At 68.5% G+C, this 18,128-nt stretch carries 12 protein-coding genes; 11 read left to right on the plus strand and 1 reads right to left on the minus strand.

Features of this window, described 5'->3' with window-relative positions; translation table 11 throughout:
- Window position 1 precedes the first annotated feature (1 nt).
- Window positions 2-1,930 carry a TonB-dependent receptor gene (locus GRF61_RS07370; RefSeq protein WP_348982360.1) on the minus strand — a complete coding sequence of 643 codons (1,929 nt, stop codon included), beginning with the start codon at window positions 1,928-1,930 and terminating at the stop codon, window positions 2-4.
- 518 nt (window positions 1,931-2,448) lie between these two features.
- Between GRF61_RS07370 and GRF61_RS07375 the strand changes: the two genes are divergently transcribed.
- The 11 genes from GRF61_RS07375 to GRF61_RS07425 all read left to right on the plus strand — a co-directional run bounded on the left by GRF61_RS07375 (window position 2,449) and on the right by GRF61_RS07425 (window position 18,126).
- On the plus strand, window positions 2,449-3,084 hold the full coding sequence (locus GRF61_RS07375) for a hypothetical protein (protein ID WP_169150025.1): 636 nt from the start codon (window positions 2,449-2,451) through the stop codon (window positions 3,082-3,084).
- Between the two features lie 185 nt (window positions 3,085-3,269).
- Entirely contained in the window at window positions 3,270-3,761 is a 492-nt protein-coding gene (locus tag GRF61_RS07380) for a sigma-70 family RNA polymerase sigma factor (RefSeq protein ID WP_169150026.1), read from the plus strand.
- A 7-nt stretch (window positions 3,762-3,768) separates the two neighbouring features.
- On the plus strand, window positions 3,769-4,743 hold the full coding sequence (locus GRF61_RS07385; protein ID WP_169150027.1) for a FecR domain-containing protein: 975 nt from the start codon (window positions 3,769-3,771) through the stop codon (window positions 4,741-4,743).
- A 244-nt stretch (window positions 4,744-4,987) separates the two neighbouring features.
- Window positions 4,988-7,498, plus strand: coding sequence for a TonB-dependent receptor (locus GRF61_RS07390; protein WP_169150028.1), 2,511 nt, complete (start codon window positions 4,988-4,990; stop codon window positions 7,496-7,498).
- 233 nt (window positions 7,499-7,731) lie between these two features.
- A complete protein-coding gene (locus tag GRF61_RS07395) occupies window positions 7,732-8,040 on the plus strand; it encodes a DUF3649 domain-containing protein (RefSeq protein WP_169150029.1) in 309 nt (102 codons plus the stop codon).
- Entirely contained in the window at window positions 8,037-9,677 is a 1,641-nt protein-coding gene (locus GRF61_RS07400; protein WP_169150030.1) for a PepSY-associated TM helix domain-containing protein, read from the plus strand. Before GRF61_RS07395 ends, GRF61_RS07400 begins: the two co-directional genes overlap by 4 nt.
- On the plus strand, window positions 9,674-10,030 hold the full coding sequence (locus tag GRF61_RS07405; RefSeq protein ID WP_211165797.1) for a DUF3325 domain-containing protein: 357 nt from the start codon (window positions 9,674-9,676) through the stop codon (window positions 10,028-10,030). The genes GRF61_RS07400 and GRF61_RS07405 overlap by 4 nt, the downstream gene beginning before the upstream one ends.
- Window positions 10,027-10,524: a Fur family transcriptional regulator gene (locus tag GRF61_RS07410; RefSeq protein ID WP_169150031.1), complete on the plus strand. Its 498-nt coding sequence runs from the start codon at window positions 10,027-10,029 to the stop codon at window positions 10,522-10,524. The genes GRF61_RS07405 and GRF61_RS07410 overlap by 4 nt, the downstream gene beginning before the upstream one ends.
- Window positions 10,525-10,686: 162 nt before the next feature.
- Entirely contained in the window at window positions 10,687-11,898 is a 1,212-nt protein-coding gene (locus GRF61_RS07415; RefSeq protein WP_169150032.1) for an MdtA/MuxA family multidrug efflux RND transporter periplasmic adaptor subunit, read from the plus strand.
- A gap of 4 nt (window positions 11,899-11,902) precedes the next feature.
- A complete protein-coding gene (locus GRF61_RS07420) occupies window positions 11,903-15,049 on the plus strand; it encodes an efflux RND transporter permease subunit (RefSeq protein ID WP_169150033.1) in 3,147 nt (1,048 codons plus the stop codon).
- Window positions 15,046-18,126 carry an efflux RND transporter permease subunit gene (locus GRF61_RS07425; protein ID WP_169150034.1) on the plus strand — a complete coding sequence of 1,027 codons (3,081 nt, stop codon included), beginning with the start codon at window positions 15,046-15,048 and terminating at the stop codon, window positions 18,124-18,126. The genes GRF61_RS07420 and GRF61_RS07425 overlap by 4 nt, the downstream gene beginning before the upstream one ends.
- The last annotated feature ends 2 nt before the right edge of the window (window positions 18,127-18,128 follow it).

Genomic DNA, 18,128 nt, shown 5'->3' on the forward strand with positions numbered 1-18,128 from the left:
ATCAAAAACTCAACTGTGCGCCGACGCGGAAGGTACGGGGTGCGCCAGTGGCATAACCAATGGTGGAGACTGCGGTGGCGTACTCGCGGTCGGTCACGTTATCCACGGCCAGGTAGATCGTCGTGCGACGTTGACCGGAGAAGGTGTAGGACAGGCCCAGATCCAGGGTGTCGTAGCCCCGGTAGGTCTGGCTGTTGTCCGATGAAACCGCGTAGGAGCCGATCTTGCGCCAGGTGGCGGAGGCCCGCCAGTTGGCGACCGGACGCCAGTTCGCTTCAAGGGTGGCAGTGTAGCGCGGCACCGAGGTGACACGCTTGCCTTCCAGGCTGGAATCTGGGTTATCGACGATGCGGGTGTGGGCGCTGCCATAGGTCAAGGACAGGTCGAACTGCTCCGTCGGCAGCCACAGGAGGGAGGTTTCAAAGCCGGTGCGGCGAGTGCTGCCAGCGTTTACGTACTCGCCGGGGGAGATTTCGCTGATTTCATCTGAGGATTTGAGGTGATAGGCGGCGAGATCCAGCACGATCTGGCTACCGATTTTGATGTTTGCGCCAACTTCGGTCTGGCGGAAGACGTTGGGATTGACGTTGTTCACGCCGATCGCATACTTGGCCATGTCCGGCGCCAGGGCGAAGCCCTCGGCCCAACTTGCGCGCAACTCCACGTTGTCGGCGACCTGGGAGCGGACGCCGATCTTGGGGCTGGTATGGGTCACTGATTTCATGTTGCGACATTCGTCAGTGGCGGTTTCCGCACCCTCAATGCCGCAGTCCCCTGTGAAACGATCCCAGCGCAGGCCGATGGAGGGCTTGAACAGCGGATGCAGTTCGATGCCGGCCTCACCGAAGATGGCGAGGTTGTTGAGCTCGAAGTGGCGGTCGTATTCGGCGGTGTCGACACGGCGGCGATACTGGATGTCCTCGTACTTCAGGTAATCGGTGCGTTCGCGGTAGTGCTCCACGCCCGCCACCCAGGTCAGCGGGCCGGCGGTGAATGCATGTTGGCCATTCAGATTGAAACCGGCGCCGAGAACGCCGCGGTCATAGGTTTCTTCGCGCTGGCGCCATGTGGGGGCGGTTGCCGAGCCGCGAGAGAACCAGCGGGTGAAATCCTGCTGGGTGGCGTAGGCGAAGGTGAGCAACTTCACCTCGGACGAGAGTCTGTAATTCACGTCGGTGCGCAGCGTGTAGAAGCTTTTTTCCGCACCATCGTTCTTGGTGCGCGGATCCTTGCCGTAGGGGTCGTCCTTGAACTGGGCCAGAGTGATGTAGCCGGGGTTATCGGATTCGGCCTCATGGGCGCGGCCGGAGACGGCGATCTCCAGTTCCGGCGATACCTTCAGCGACCAGCGGCCGGCCAGCGTGGCGCGGTCGGACTTGGACTGATCGCGGAAGCCGTCGGAGTGATAAACCTGCGCGGCGAGGTTCAGGCGCTGGCTATCGTTCAGGGCGACGCCTGCTGCACCTTGCAGGTCTACCGTGCCGAAGCTGCCGATGCTGATGTCGGCGTCCTGATACTCACCGCCTTTGCGCGTCTGCAGCGTCACCGTGCCAGCGCGGTTGTAGTTGCCATAAAGCGCGGACACTGGCCCGCGCAGTACCGTCATATTGTCCAGCTCCAGCGGGACGATGACGTTGAGGTCGGCGTAGCCGTCGGCGTGGGACATGGCCTCGTTGAGCGGAATGCCATCGACCACGAAGCCGATGTCGCCACCGTGGCCACCGCCGCCGAAGCCACGCAGGGAAATCGCATCGCCGACGCCGGGCAGGCCATAGCCGGTGAGGTTCATGCCAGGCACATTGCGGAACAGTTGCTGGGCTTGGGAAACGCGATGTTCCCGGATGTCGGTGCTTTCCTGGCGCGTGCTGGAGTAGGCCGCCGTCACACTGTCAGAGGCTTGGCCCTTCACTTCGATAGTGCTCAGTTCCACCGCATCGTCTGTGGCCTGGGCTGCGAAGGCGGGGAAAGCACAGCCCGCAAGCAGCAGGGAAAGCAGGCGAGGGCGCCGCCGGCTCGTGGGCAAAGCGGTATTTCTGAGCAACATCGGATTCGTCTCGTGTATGTGTATTGGTCCGGAGGGCGCGTCATTCTAGCGAACGGGTATGAAAAATTCAGCAAAGTTCATACCAGCGCTTATAGGGAGATTTCTCCTTACTTACTTCGCTTGATTTGATGGTGTTTTCTTACCAGCGGAAAGCGCCTGCCTGCACGCGCGCGATGGGGCGTCTGCCAGGATGCTTATCGCTTTAGGCTGATTGCTGGAAATTAGTCTCCCGGCGTCGACAGGCTGCGGATCAGGCGCAAGCAAGAGCGGTGATGACTCTAGAATGTAAGTAGAAGTAATAATGTGCTCGTTTTGGCTTCCTCGCTCGACATAGCAAGTGAAGCCGCGCTCGTGCGGCACTGCCTGGGCGCTGTTCAGCGCCCCGCCTACAGGAGATTCCCCGAATGAAGTTGTTTCCGCTTCCCCGTTCCTTCGCGCTCGCATGCGCTTCCGCCGGCTTGATGCTGGCTTCGGCGTCGGCGATGGCGGATTACGTGTGGCTGGAGCGCGCCGCGGCGGGGCCGGCCACGGTGAATCTCGGCTTCCTGGACGCCAAGCGCACGCCTACCAGCGCCCTGCAGGGCGCGCAGGCCACGCTGGCCGACGGCAAGGCGCTGCCGCTGGCCGCCGCCGGCGAACGCCTGGCGGTGACCGCGCCGCCGGTGGGCGATCTGCGCTTCGTCGCCTATACGGTGACGCCGGACGGCGCGCTGGTGTTCTATCAAGCCAAGGAAGGCCGCAGTGAAACCAAGGCGGGCAACGACCTGGAACTGGTGCCGATCGAGCCCAACGGCAACACTTTCCGCCTGATGTGGAAGGGCACAGTGGTGGCTGCCACCCAGGTGAACGTGAGCACCTCCGAAGGCTGGAACCGGGTGCTGCGTCCCGCCGCCGACGGCACGGTGACGCTGACCACGCCCTTCCCTGGCCTGTATGTGCTGGAGCTGAGCGCCAAGGTGAATGGTTCCGCGGTGGTGGACGGCAAGAAGTATGACGACGTGCGCCACACCGCGACGCTGAGCTTCACCGTCGCCCCTTGAGTTTTCGCTTGCGGAGGCGGCCCGCGCAAGCTCTGCGCGGCCCGGACAGGCAGCGGCAAGAGAGGCCCAGGCGGCGGGCCTGCCGCTGAAGTCTCCGCCGACGCGACGTAGGTGCGGGGCTTGTTGGGCAGCCAAGGGGCGGATTAAGATGAGAATAGTTCTTAATCCAATACGCGCCTGGCCTCATGCCGCAGGAAGTCCATTCCCTCTACCTAGACCACCACCGGTGGTTGCAAGGCTGGCTGCGCCACAAGCTGGGCTGCGCCCATCAGGCGGCGGATCTGGCGCATGACGTCTTCGTCAGGCTGCTGCTGCGGCGTGAACCGGCGCCGATGCGGGAGCCGCGTGCCTATCTCACCACGGTGGCGCGCGGCTTGCTGATCGACCATTGGCGCCGGCAGGACCTGGAGCGGGCCTGGCTGGAAGCGCTGGCGGCGTTGCCGGAGCCGGTGTCGCCTTCGCCCGAGGAGCGCCAGCTGGCGGTGGAACTGCTGCTGCAGATCGACGCCATGCTGGCCGGCCTGCGCGCGCCGGTGCGCACCGCTTTCCTGCTCGCCCAACTGGAAGGCGCTTGTTACGACGACATCGCCAGCCGGCTGGGCGTTACCCGCCGGTCGGTGGAGCGCTATGTCGCCGAAGCCCTGTTCCACTGCTATTCCCTGCGCCATGCGTGCTGAGCCGCTGTTGCCCGAGGCCATCGTGCCGGCGGAGGTGGTGCGCCAGGCCATCGCCTGGCGGGTGAAGCTGCATGGCGAGCCGGCCGGCAGCGCGCTGTGGTTGGCTTGCGCGCGCTGGCGGGCCGCCCATCCGCAGCACGAGCTGGCCTGGTGTCGCCTGCAGGCGATAGGCGAGGAGTTGGCCGGCGGCGTGGCCGGCCTTGGCAGCGCCCGCTCCCTGGTGGCGGCGCTGCATGCGCCGACCGATGTGCGCCGCCGGCGCTTGCTGAAGGGCGCGGCACTCGGCCTGGGCGCGGTGGCCTGCGGCTGGACGGCGCGGGAGCTGATGCCGTGGTCGGCCTGGCTGGCGGATCACGCCACCGCGGTGGGCGAGCGCCAGGACATGCTACTGGCCGACGGCAGCCGTCTGCAGCTGGATACCCACAGCGCGGTGAGCTTGCGCTTCGATGCCGCCGAACGCCTCATCGCGCTGGAGCGGGGCGCGCTCTGCCTCAGCTGCGCGGAGGACGTGCTGCACCGTCCGCTGCGGGTGTCCAGCCTGGGTGCGGTGTTCGAGACCCAGCAAGGGCGCTTCGTCGTGCGGCAGGAGGGGCAGGGCAGCGTGCTGGAGGTGACAGCCGGCCAGGTCGGCATCCGTCGCCGTGGCGAGGCGGGCGCATACGCGGCGCTGGCCCGGGCTGGCGACCGCTACCTGGTGGATGCGGCCGGGCCGCGCCAGGTGCCGCGGGCGGATATCGCCGCCGACGGCTGGGCGGAGGGCGTCATCGCCACTCAGGGCATGCGGCTGGATGCCTTCCTCGCCGAGCTCGGGCGTTATCGCCGCGGCTACCTCGGCTGCGACCCGGCGGTCGGCGCGCTGCGCCTGTCCGGCGTCTATCGGCTGGACGACACCGACAAGCTGCTGGCGGTGCTGACGCGGGCGCTGCCGGTGAAGGTGGTCTATCGCTCGCCCTGGTGGGTGAGGGTGCAGGCGGTGGCCTGAGCCGGGCGTCGCGCTGGCGGCGCCTCTCCTGATTCGGCGGACGTGTCGCAGCGGAGCCGCGCTGCGGTTGTGTTACCCCTTTGCGCGGATACGCTCCCCGGTGGTCAGTCCCAGGGCAGTCGCGGCATGCGGCCTGTCGGCGAAGAAATATTCGCATCCGCTGTCGGGTTTTTCCCGCTGGTCCGGCAAGCGAGGTGAAGGCCTTCACCTGCACACCTCCATCGACTTCCTGACCGGACTCTCCATGCACGCTTTTTCTCGCCGCCTCCCTGCGGCGCAACCGCCCAGGGCGGTGCGCCGTTGCCTGTCCCCCCTTCCCGCCGCGTTGTCGCTGACCGTGCTGTGGCGCGGTCTGGCCGCTGCCGGCCTTGCCGCCACGGTGCTGCTGCCCAGCGCTCCCGCCTTTGCTCAGGAGGTCCGCAGCTACGCGGTGCCCGCCGGCAGCCTGGGCGATGCGCTCAACAGTTTTGCCCGTCAGGCGGGCGTCACCCTCTCCTTCACGCCGGAGCAGGTCGGCGGCCGCAACAGCGTCGGCCTCAGCGGCAGCCATACGGTGGAGGGCGGCCTGGCCGCGCTGCTGGCCGGTTCCGGCCTGGTGGCGCGCGCGGGCGCCGAGGGCTATGTGCTGCAGGTGGTGCCGACGGCGGCCCTGAGCCAGGGCGACGCAGTGCTGGGCACGGTGCACGTCAATGCCCAGGCCACCACCTCGCCCGGCACCACCGAGGGCAGCGGCTCCTACGCCACCGACTCCGCCGCCACCGCGACCCGCCTCAACCTGTCGCCGCGCGAGACGCCGCAGTCGGTCACCGTGATGACCCGCCAGCAGATGGACGACCAAGGCATCCTCGAACTGGCCGACGTCGTCCGCCAGACGCCGGGCCTGACGCTGAACCAGTCCGGCAACATGGGTTCGGACAGCAGCGCCATCTATTCCCGCGGCTTCGTCGTCGAGAACTACCAGATCGACGGCGTCGGCATGGTGAACAGCAACTACAGCACGCTCTTCCAGACCACCGACATGGCCTTCTATGACCGCGCCGAGATCGTGCGCGGGGCCACCGGTTTGATGAACGGCATGGGCACGCCCAGTGCCACCATCAACCTGGTGCGCAAGCGGCCCACCGCCTGGTTCCAGGCTTCGGCCAAGGTGGAAGCGGGGTCGTGGGACTACTACCGCGCCGAGGCCGACATCTCCACTCCGCTGAACGAGGCCGGCACGGTGCGCGGCCGGGTGGTGGCGGCCTACCAGGAGAGCGGCTCGTATATCGACCGCCTGCAGCAGCGCAAGCAATTGCTGTACGGCATCATCGAGGCCGATCTCGCGCCCACCACGCTGCTCACCGCCGGCTTCTCTGTGCTGCAGGACGACATGACCGGCCACGCCCGCTCCGGCCGGCCACTGTTCTATGCCGATGGCAGCCGCACCGACTGGTCACGCTCGGATTCCGCCGCGGCCGACTGGGCATACTCCAAGCGCAATTACCAGTCCTTCTTCGCCGCGCTGGAACACGGCTTCGCCGAGGGCTGGAAGGTCAAGGGCTCCGCCAGCCACGCGGTCAGCGACTACGACGAGGTGCTGGGCTACGCCGCCGGCGGCTACCCGGACCGCAACACCGGCGCTGGGGCCAACCTGTGGGCGGGGCGCTGGACCGGCGCACCAGAGCAGACCAGCCTGGATCTCTATGCCACCGGCCCCTTCCAGCTCTTCGGCCGCGAGCACGAACTGGTGGTAGGCGCGACCGCCACCCGCACGGTGGATAACAGTCATGGCCACACCCTCTGGTTCTTCAACGGTTGGAGCAGCTCCATTCCCAATATCTGGACCTGGGATGGCGATATGCCGGCGGAGCCTTCCAACCCCAAGCTCAGCGACATCCACGGCAAGGAGCGCGTCACCAGCGCCTACTTCACCGCCCGCTTCCGGCCCACCGATGCGCTGTCGCTGCTCGTCGGTGCGCGCAGCACCAGCTGGGAGAACCGCCGAGCCACCTACACCTATGCCAGCGGCAGCCGCAGCGAGAGCAACCGCGCCGAGAAGGGCCAGCTCACCCCCTACGCCGGCGTGGTGTACGACCTCAACGACAGCTGGTCGGTGTATGGCAGCTATACGGACATCTTCAAGCCGCAAAGCAATATGACCCCGAGCGGCTCCTACCTCGATCCGCTGCTGGGCAAGGCCTACGAGTTGGGCACCAAGGCCGAGCTGTTCAACAAGCGGCTGAACCTGGCCATCGCCACCTACCTGATCCAGCAGGACAACTACGCCGTCCAGATTCCTGGCGTCCTGGCACCGAATGGCGCCAATGCCTATCGCGCGGCATCCGGCACCGAAACCCGCGGCTTCGAGGTGGAGGCGAGCGGCGAGCCGCTGCGCGACTGGCAGATCGCCGCCGGTTTTGCCCGCAACTTGGTGGAAGACCGCGACGGCCACGCGCTCAACACCAACATTCCGCAGAACACGCTCAAGCTGTTCACCAGCTACAAGCTGGCGGGCGTGGGCCAGGGCCTGACGGTGGGCGGCGGGCTGCGCTGGCAGAACAGGATCTGGAGCGACAACCAGGGGCCGGCCGGCGTGCGTGTCACCCAGGACGGCTACACGGTGGTGGACCTGATGGCGCGCTATCCGCTGAACAAGCAGGTGACCCTGACCGCCAACCTCTACAACGCCACCGACGAGAAGTACTACACCACCACCAGCTCGGCCTACTACGGCGAACCCCGCCATCTGCGGCTGGCGATGGACCTGCGCTTCTGAGCCTCGCCCGGCGGCCTGCACCCGGGCGGGCTGGTGGGGGCGGCAGCAAAGCCCGCGTTGCACGGCTGCGACATCACGTTGTAAGAATTTGTAAAAAAGAGCGCGTTTTTACGATCTCAAACGACATGTCTAGTGAGAGCCGGACAAAACGCGCCACACGTCGATAAGTGCAGCCGGGACGCCCGCCGGCGTCCTGCAGGGTCCGGTCCCTGCCCCATAGCCGAGGTTTGCCAATGAAATCCGCATCCATAGCGCCGCAGCGTCCGCGGCTCGCCATCTTCTCCCGCGTCAGCGCGGCCGTCTTCGGCGGCTACCTGTTGACGTCGGCCTGCATCGTGTTCCTGTCCTACATCATTCCCATACGTACCGCGGAGGCGGTGCTGACGGCCACGCTGCTCAGCTTCGCCCTCTACACCGGCGCGGTGATCTGGGTGTTCGCCGCGCCTACCGCCGGCCGCGCCTGGGCCGGCATGCTGCTGCCGACGGTGGCGCTCGGCCTGGCGTCCCTCGGCTTCTACCTGGCCACCGGGAGCGCGGCATGAAGAACACCTTCCGCCAGTCCATGTCCTGGCTGCACACATGGGGCAGCCTGTGGTTCGCCTGGATTCTCTTCGCCGTCTTCTTCACCGGCACGCTGGGAGTGTTCGACGACGCCATCTCACACTGGATGCGGGATCCGCTGGCGGTTACCGCGGCGTCCGAAGGCGCGCCGCCGCCCGACCGCCTGCAGGCGGCCAGGGTGGGCCAGGCCTTCCTGGAGAAGAACGCGCCCAGGGCCGAGTTCTGGAGCATGGGGCTGCCGGACGAGGAGAACACCAAGCTGCGCGTGTTCTGGCGCGACAACCCGCAAGCCGAGTTCCAGGACCGCGAGCTGGACCCGGTGACCGGCGAGGACGCCGGCCCGAGCAAGGAGCGCAAGACCGAAGGCGGCCACCACTTCGTCCATATGCACTTCGAGTTCCACGCCGGCGATGCGGGCATCTGGCTGGTGGGTGTGGCGGCGATGGTGATGCTGGTGGCGCTGGTGTCCGGCATCGTGGTGCACAAGAAGATCTTCGTGGACTTCTTCACCTTCCGCCCGGGCAAGGGTCAGCGCTCCTGGCTGGACAGCCACAACGCCCTGTCGGTGCTGACGCTGCCCTTCCAGTTCATGATCGTCTACACCGGCGTGGTCGCTTTCGCCTCCATCTACATGCCGGCGGCGGCGATGGTGCGTTACCACGGCGACCTGGATCATTTCTTTGCCGACATCCAGGAACGGCCGGCGCCGCGCCAGATGCAGAACGTGGCTGCCCCGGTGATGCCGCTGCCCGGCCTGGTGACCGCGGCCGAGAACCGCATCGGCCGCGAGGCCCGCTTCATCTCGGTGTCGCACCCCGGCGACGCCAGCGCCTCGGCGCGCATCTTCATGCGCGGCGACGAGGCGGAGATGGCCAGCCGGCTGCGCGGCTCCAACGGCTCGGTGCAGTTCGACGCGGTGAGCGGCGAGATCCTGGATACCGAGATGCCCGGCGAGATCCGCGGCGCTGGTGCCTTCTCCACCTTCCAGAGCATGCGCGCGCTGCATTTCGTGACCTTCGGCGGCTACACCATCAAGTGGCTGTACTTCATCTGCGGCATGGCCGGCGCGGCGATGCTGGCCACCGGCGCCATCCTGTTCATGGTGAAGCGGCGCAAGAAGCCGGCGGGCGAGTTCGGCGCTTCCACCGCGCGCGTCTATCGCGTCATCGATGCGCTCAACGTCTCGGGCATCGCCGGGCTGATGCTGGCCAGCGTCGGCTACTTCTGGATCAACCGGCTGGTGCCGGTGGCCCTGCCGGAGCGCGAAGTTTGGGAGGTCGGCCTGTTCTTCGCCCTGTGGTTCCTCACCCTGGTCCATGCCTCGCTGCGGCCCGTCATGCGCGGCTGGGTGGAGCAACTGGGCGCCACCGCCTTCCTCTGCCTGGCGCTGCCGCTGATCAACATGCTCACTACCGGCGACAACTTCGTCGCCGCACTGGCCCGTGGCGATGGCGAGGCCGCCGGCGTGGAGCTGACGGCGATGGCCTGCGGCCTGCTGTGCATCGCTGCGGCGCGCTTCGTGCGGCGCAAGTCGCAACAGGCGCCCCAGGCCGCCAGGGCCAGGGCCGGCAAGCCGGACGCCGCGGCGGATGCCGACGTCGAAGCGGAGGCCGCATGATGCAGACCATGCTGAACGTGTTCGCCGCGCTGCTGCTGTGCTACGCCGGCATGACTGCGCTGTGCCTGGCGATGGACCGCCACCACAACCAGGTGCTGAGGCGCGCTCCGGCGGCTTCCGCGCGCCAGGGCTTCCGCTGGGCCGGATGGCTGCTGCTGGCGCTGGCGGTGGTGCCTTGCGCCTGGGCTTGGGGCTTGAGCATAGGCGTGATCGCCTGGTTCGGCTTCCTGTCGGCGGGGGCGCTGGCCCTCGTCTTCATGCTGCCCTACGGTCCGCGGTTCGCGGCCATGCTGGGGGCTGGCAGCGTCGTGGCCAGCCTGTTGATGATGTTGATCGTCAAGGTGAGCACATGACTTCCAAATCCGATGCCTGCTATGACGCCGCCCGCGGGGAGCTGACCCGGGTCGGCCTGCGCGTCACCCTGCCACGCCTGCGCATCCTCAGCCTGTTCGACGAGGAGGTGGAGGGCATGCTGTCGGCGGAAGACGTGCATCGCATGCTGTTGCTGCGCGGCGACCGCATGTCCCTCTCCAGCGTGTATGCGGTACTCAAGCGGCTGGATGCGGCGCAACTCATCAGCAGCCATTTCGAAGAGGGCCGCAAGGTGTTCGAGCCGGCCGGCCGCACGCCGGGTGGCCACATCGTCTGCTCCTGCTGCGGGCGCGACATCGCGCTGCGCGACGAGCGGGTGGATGCCATGCTCAAGCGCATCGCCCGCACCCACGGTTTCGAACTCACCGAGTACGTCGTCGCGCTGCACGGCGTCTGCCTGGAGTGTGCGGAGAAGAAGGCGACGCGGGCCTTTGCGAGGCCGGCGGCCAAGGGGCGCACCACGATTGCCGCCTGACCGGGTCTTCCGGAACCCTGGGGTCGGCGCATAGTCTCTCCGCCGGCCCTTTCTTTTCCCCCTGCCGAACACGCGAAGCGCCGCCCATGGGCGATGTGGCGGAAGGGCCGGCCCCGCGCGGGTGGCCCATGCTTCAGCGTGTTCTCGTTTTTTTGGAATCCCATGTCCCGGTCAGCATCTTCTTCGTCCTCTTCCCTCAAGCGTGGTGTCGCCCTCGGGCTCGGTGTGCTGGCCATTGGCGGTCTGGCGTGGTTCTTCATGCGCGGGCAGGGCGGCGCGGCGGACCAGCCGGCGGTGAACCCGTGGAATGCGCCGGTGCCGGTGCGGGTGGTGCCGGCGGAGGCGGGCAAGCTCGCCCTGCGCCTGCGCGCCATCGGCACGGTGACGCCGATGGCGGCCGTCACCGTGCGCAGCCGGGTGGACGGCGAGCTGCTGAAGGTGGCCTTCGAGGAGGGCCAGATGGTGCAGAAGGGCGCGCTGCTGGCCGAGATCGATCCCTCGCTGTACCGGGTGCGCCTGGCCCAGGCCGAAGGCCAGCAACTGCAGAACAAGGCCCAGCTGAAGAACGCGGAGAGCGAGCTGGCGCGCTACCAGACGCTGTTCGCCCAGGACTCCATCGCCCGCCAGCAGGTGGATACCCAAGAGGCGCTGGTCAACCAGCTGCGCGGCACCATCAAGGCCGACCAGGCGCAGGTGGACGATGCCCGGCTGCAGCTGCAATGGACGCGCATCGAGGCGCCCATCGCCGGCCGCCTCGGCCTCCGCCGGGTTGACCCCGGCAACCTGGTGTCCACCGGCGACACCGAGGGCCTGGTCACCATCACCCAGATGCGGCCGATCAGCGTGGTGTTCACCATTCCGGAACACCAGCTCGGCGAGGTGCGGCAGGAACTGCGCGCCGGCCATGCGCTGACGGTGGAGGCACGCGACCGCGACGACCGCCTGAGCCTGGCGCAGGGCGTGCTGCGCACGGTGGACAACCAAATCGACGTCGCCACCGGCACGGTGAAGCTGAAGGCCGAGTTCGCCAACGGCGACGAAGCGCTGTTCCCCAACCAGTTCGTCAACATCCGGCTGGACGTGCGCCGGGTGGACGCGGCGGTGACGATCCCGCTGGACGCGGTGCAGTTCGGCTCCAAGGGCAGCTACGTGTATGTGATCAGCGAGGGCAAGGCCCACATCCGGCCGCTGAAGCTGGGTGCCGGCGACGGCGACCGGGTGGTGGTGGAGCAGGGCCTGCAGGCGGGCGAGCAGGTGGTGCTGGAAGGCCTGGACCGGCTGCGCGACGGCCGCCAAGTGATCGTGGTGGAGGCCGATGCGGCGGCGCCGGGCCTGCCTGGCCACGGCGCCCCGGCCGCCGCTGCCGGCGGCTGATGCGATGAGCCTGTCCCGCCCCTTCATCCACCGGCCGGTGGCGACCTCGCTGCTGATGCTCGCCCTGGTGGTCGCCGGCCTGCTCGCCTGGCGCATGCTGCCGGTTGCGGCGCTGCCGCAGGTGGATTACCCCATCATCCAGGTGTTCACCTTCCATCCCGGCGCCGGGCCGGAAGTGACCGCCCGCACCATCACCGCGCCGCTGGAGCGGCGCCTGGGCCAGATTCCCGGCCTCAAGCAGATGAGCTCCACCAGCTCCGGCGGTGCTTCGGTGATCACGCTGCAGTTCGGCCTCACGGTGGAACTGGGCGTGGCCGAGCAGGAAGTGCAGGCGGCGATCAACGCCGCCTCCAGCCTGCTGCCCGGCGATTTGCCGACGCCGCCCATCTACCGCAAGGTGAATCCGGCGGATGCACCCATCCTCACCCTGGCGGTGTCCTCCGCCGCGCTGCCGCTGCCCGAGGTGTACGACCTGGTGGACACCCGGGTGGCGCAGAAATTGGCCCAACTGCCGGGCGTCGGCATGGTCAGCCTGGCCGGCGGCCAGCGGCCGGCCATCCGGGTGCAGGTCAACCCGCAGGCGCTGGCGGCGCACAAGCTCACGCTGGAGCAGGTGCGCAGCGCCATCGCCGCCGCCAACTCCAGCCAGCCCAAGGGCAGCCTGGATGGCCCGCACCGCTACGTCATGGTGGAGGCCAACGACCAGATCAAGTCGGTGGAGGAATACCGCCGCCTCATCGTCGCCTGGAGCAACGGCGCGCCGCTGCGCCTGGGCGACATCGCACGCATCGAGGATGGCGCCGAGGACCGCTTCCTCGCCGCCTGGGCTGGCTACTGCCAGCCCACCGCCGGCGCGCCGGCCGGCGTGGGCGGCGATTGCGGCAGCGACGCCACGACGCCGGCGCAGGTACCGGCGGTGCTGGTGAACATCCAGCGCCAGCCGGGCGCCAACGTCATCGACGTCGCCGACCGGGTGCGCGCGCTGCTGCCGCAACTCACCGCCACGCTGCCGGCTGCGGTAGACGTGGCGGTGCTCACCGACCGCACGCTGTCCATCCGCGCCTCGGTGCGCGACGTGCAGAAGGAGCTGGTGTTCGCGGTGGCGCTGGTGGTCATGGTCACCTTCCTGTTCCTGCGCAACCTGCCGGCCACGCTGATTCCCAGCGTGGCGGTGCCGCTGTCGCTGGTGGGCACCTTCGGTGTCATGTATCTCGCCGGCTTCTCGGTGAACAACCTCAGCCTGATGGCGCTCACCATCGCCACCGGCTTCGTCGTGGACGACGCCATCGTCATGCTGGAGAACATCGCCCGCCACCGCGAGATGGGCGAGTCGCCGATGCAGGCGGCGCTCAAGGGCGCGGCTGAGATCGGCTTCACCCTGGTGTCGCTCACCGTGTCGCTGATCGCGGTGCTGATCCCGCTGCTGTTCATGGGCGACGTCGTCGGCCGCCTGTTCCATGAGTTCGCGGTGACGCTGGCGGTGGCCATTCTCATCTCGCTGGTGGTGTCGCTGACGCTGACGCCGATGATGGGCGCCCGCATGCTGCGCGACGAGCCGGCGCACCACGGCCAGGGCTTCCTCGACGGCGTCATCGAGCGCTACGGCCGCTGGCTGGACTGGGTGCTGGCGCGCCAGACCGCCGCGCTGCTGGTGACGCTGGCCACGCTGGCGCTCACCGCGCTGCTCTATGTCACCGTGCCCAAGGGCTTCTTCCCGGTGCAGGACAGCGGCGTGATCCAGGTGGTGACCGAGGCGCCGCAGACCATCTCCTTCGGCGCCATGGCCGAGCGCCAGCAGGCGCTGGCGGCCATCGCGCTGGCCGACCCGGATGTCGCCAGCCTGTCGTCCTTCATCGGCGTGGACGGCAGCAACAGCACGCTGAACAGTGGCCGCATGCTGATCAACCTGAGGCCGCACGGCAGCCGCGGCGCGGATGCCAGCACCATCGTGCGCCGGCTGGGCGCCGCGCTGCGCCAGGTGCCGGGCATCACCGCCTGGCTGCAGCCGGTGCAGGAGCTGTCCATCGAAGACCGGGTGAGCCGCACCCAGTACCAGTTCACCCTGTCCACCCCGGACGAGGAGGAACTGGCCGAGTGGGTGGCGCGCACGGTGGCGGCGCTGGGTGAGCGGCCGGAGCTGGCGGATGTCGCCTCCGACCTGCAGCGCAGCGGCCTGCAGGCGCATGTGGAGATAGACCGCGAGGCCACCGCCCGGCTGGGCGTCAGCGCGGCGGACGTGATCGCCGCGCTGCACACCGCCTTCGGCCAGCGCCAGATCGCCACCCTGTTCACCCAGGCCAACCAGTACCGCATCGTGCTGGAGGTGGACCCGGACCATGCCCTGGGGCTGGCGGCGCTGGAGAGCACCTATGTGCCCACCGGCAGCGGCGGGCCGGTGCCGCTTTCCACCGTGGCGCGCATCACCCAGCGGCCGGCGGTGCTGTCGCTGTCGCACCAGGGCCAGTTCCCGGCCGCCACCGTGTCCTTCAACCTCGCCGCCGGCGCTTCGCTGGGCCAGGCGGTGGAGGGCATAGAGGCGACGATGCGCCGGATCGGTTTGCCGCCGGCGGTGGAGATGACCTTCCAGGGCGCGGCCGAAGCCTTCCGCGCTTCGCTGTCCAACACCCTGTGGCTGATCCTGGCGGCGGTGGTGGTGATGTACATCGTGCTCGGCGTGCTCTACGAGAGCGTGATCCACCCGGTCACCATCCTGTCCACGCTGCCCTCGGCCACCGTGGGCGCGCTGCTGGCGCTGCACCTGTCCGGCCGGCCGCTGGACCTGGTGGCGGTGATCGGCATCGTGCTGCTGATCGGCCTGGTGAAGAAGAACGGCATCATGATGGTGGACTTCGCCCTGGATGCGCAGCGCCGCCTGGGCCTGAGCCCGCGCGAGGCGATCCACCGCGCAGCGCTGCTGCGCTTCCGCCCCATCCTGATGACCACGCTGGCTGCCCTGGTCGGCGCGCTGCCGCTGATGCTGGCCGGCGGCTCCGGTGCCGAGCTGCGCCAGCCGCTGGGCATCGTCATGGTCGGCGGCCTGCTGCTGAGCCAGGTGCTGACGCTGTTCACCACGCCGGTGGTCTATCTGTTCTTCGACCGCCTGGTGCGCCGCCGGCAGGCGGCGCCGGCCGTGGGCGCCGGACCGGCATGAATCTCGCGCGTCTGTTCATCCGAAGGCCGATCGCCAGCTGCCTGCTCGCGCTGGCCTTGATGCTGGCCGGCCTGCTGGCCTACCGCATGCTGCCGGTGGCACCGCTGCCGGAGGTGGAGTTTCCCTCCATCCAGGTGACCGCCTCGCTGCCGGGCGCCAGCCCGGAGAGCATGGCGGCGACGGTGGCGACGCCGCTGGAGCGGGCGCTGGGCAGCATCGCCGGCATCACCGAGATCAGCTCATCCAGCTCGCAGGGGGCGACCACCGTGCGGCTGCGCTTCGATCTCGACCGCGACATCGACGAAGCGGCGCGCGACGTGCAGGCGGCGATCAACGCCTCGCGTGGGCAGCTGCCCTCCGGCATGCCGGGAAACCCCAGCTACCGCAAGGTGAATTCCTCCCAGGCGCCCATCATGGTGCTGGCGCTGTCCTCGCCCAACCTGGCGCCGGGCCGGCTGTACGACCTGGCGTCCACCATCCTGGCGCAGAAGATCGCCCAGATCGAAGGCGTGGGCGAAGTCAGCGTTGGCGGCAGCGCGCTGCCGGCGGTGCGGGTGCAGCTCAACCCCGGCGCGCTGGCCCACCACGGCCTGGCGCTGGATGAGGTGCGCAGCGCCATCAGCGATGCGAACGCGCTGCTGCCGCTGGGCGTGGTGGAGGAGGGCGACAGGCAGTGGCGGCTGGAGAGCGGCCGCACACTGCGCGACGCCGCCGACTACCGCGGCCTCATCGTGCGTTACCGCGACGGCGCCGCGGTGCGGCTGCAGGACGTGGCGGCGGTGAGCGACAGCGTGGAGAACCGCTACAACAGCGGCTTCCACAACGACAGCCCGGCGGTGCTGCTGCAGGTGTTCCGCCAGCCCAACGCCAACATCGTGGCCACGGTGGATGCCATCCACGCCCAGCTGCCGACGCTGAAGGCGCTGCTGCCGGAGGACACCGGCCTCACAGTGGTGGTGGACCGCACGCCCGGCATACGCGCCACGCTGGACGAGGCCAGGCTGACGCTGCTGATCGCGGTGGTGCTGGTGATCGGCGTGGTGTGGGTCTTCCTCGGCGATCTGCGCTCGGCGCTGATTCCCAGCCTGGCGGTGCCGGTGTCGCTGATCGGCGCCTTCATCGTCATGTACTTCCAGGGCTTCTCGCTGAACAACCTGTCGCTGATGGCGCTCATCGTCGCCGCCGGCCTGGTGGTGGATGACGCCATCGTGGTGCTGGAGAACATCGAGCGCCACATCGCGAACGGCATGCGACCCTACCGCGCGGCGCTGAAGGGAGCGAGCGAGGTCGGCTTCACCCTGCTGGCGATGAATGTGTCGCTGGTGGTGGTCTTCCTCTCCACCCTGTTCATGGGCGGCATCGTCGAGCGCCTGTTCCGCGAGTTCACCATCACCCTGGCGGCGGCCATCCTGGTATCGCTGGCAGTGTCGGTGACGCTCACGCCCAGTCTGTGCGCCCACCTGCTGCGGGCGCGCGAGGCGCGGCCGCCGGGCCGGCTGGCCGCCTTCAGCGCCCGCCTGTTCGAGCGCATGCACCACGGCTACGCGCTGAGCCTGGCCTGGGCGCTGCGCCACTGCACGCTGCTGCTGGTGTTGCTGGTGGGCGTCATCGCCTTCACTGTCCATCTCTACATCGCCATCCCCAAGGGCATGCTGCCGGAGCAGGACACCGGCCAGCTGCGAGGCTTCGCCCGCGGTGACGACGGCTTCTCCTTCCAGGTGATGCAGCCCAAGGCGGACATCTTCCGCCGCCACCTGCTGGCCGACCCGGCGGTGGCCGACGTGGTCGGCACCGCCGGCAACAACGGCGCCGCCAACGTCTGGATGATGGTGCGGCTCAAGCCTTGGGCGGAGCGCGGCGGGGTGAGCGCACGCGAGGTCATAGACCGCCTGCGCGCCACCGCGCCGCCGGTGCCGGGCGGCATGCTCTTCCTCAGCGTGGACCAGGACATCCAGCTGGGCTCGGCGCTGAACTCCAGCGAGCGCGAGGTGCTGCTGCTGGCGGCCGACACCGGGCCGCTCAAGCAATGGGCGCTGCGCCTGGCCGAGGCCATGCGCACGCTGCCGGAACTGGTGGATGTGGACAGCTTCGGCGACGAGGCCACCCAGCAGGTCACCATAGACATAGACCGCGAGGCGGCGCGGCGGCTGGGTGTGGATCTGCAGACCATCAGCAGCGTGCTCAACAACTCCTTCTCCCAGCGCCAGGTGGCCACGCTGTACGACCGCCTGAACCAGTACCGGGTGGTGATGGAGCTGGACCCGCGTTACACCCAGAGCGTCAGCGTGCTGGACGAGATCCAGATCATCACCGCCGACGGCAGCCGCATCCCGCTGTCGGCGGTGGCCAGCTACCGCAACAGCCTGGCGGGAGACCGCGTCTACCACCAGGCGCAGTTCGCCGCCTTCGGTATCGAGTACTCGCTGGCGCCCGGGGTGTCGGCCGAGCAGGCGACCCAGGCGATCAACGATGCCTTCACCCGGCTGATGCCGCCCACCGCGGTGCATCTGCGCCACGGCGGCCAGACGGGCAACTTGCAGGCCACGCTGAGCGCCCAGCCCTGGCTCATCCTCGGCATCCTGGTCACGGTGTATTTCGTGCTCGGCATCCTCTACGAGAGCACGCTGCACCCGCTCACCATCCTGTCCACCCTGCCTTCGGCCGGCATCGGCGCGCTGCTGGCGCTGATGGCCTCCGGCACCGAGTTCAGCCTGATCGCGCTGCTCGGCCTGTTCCTGCTGATCGGCATGGTGATGAAGAACGCCATCCTGATGATCGACTTCGCGCTGGAAGGCGAGCGCCGCCTCGGCCTCAGCCCGCGCGAAGCCATACAGCGCGCCGCGCTGCTGCGGCTGCGGCCCATCCTGATGACCAACCTGGCCGCGCTGCTGGGCGCGCTGCCGCTGGTGCTGGGCATGGGCGAGGGCTCGGAGCTGCGCCGTCCGCTGGGCATCGCCATCGTCGGCGGGCTGGCGGTCAGCCAGTTGCTCACCCTCTACACCACGCCGGCCGTCTACCTGGTGCTGGACCGCCTGCGGCTGCGCTTCGTCCGCCGCCGCGCCGAGGCCGGCGCCTGATT

The organism is Azoarcus sp. TTM-91, from assembly GCF_012911025.1.
Lineage (GTDB): Bacteria > Pseudomonadota > Gammaproteobacteria > Burkholderiales > Rhodocyclaceae > Azoarcus.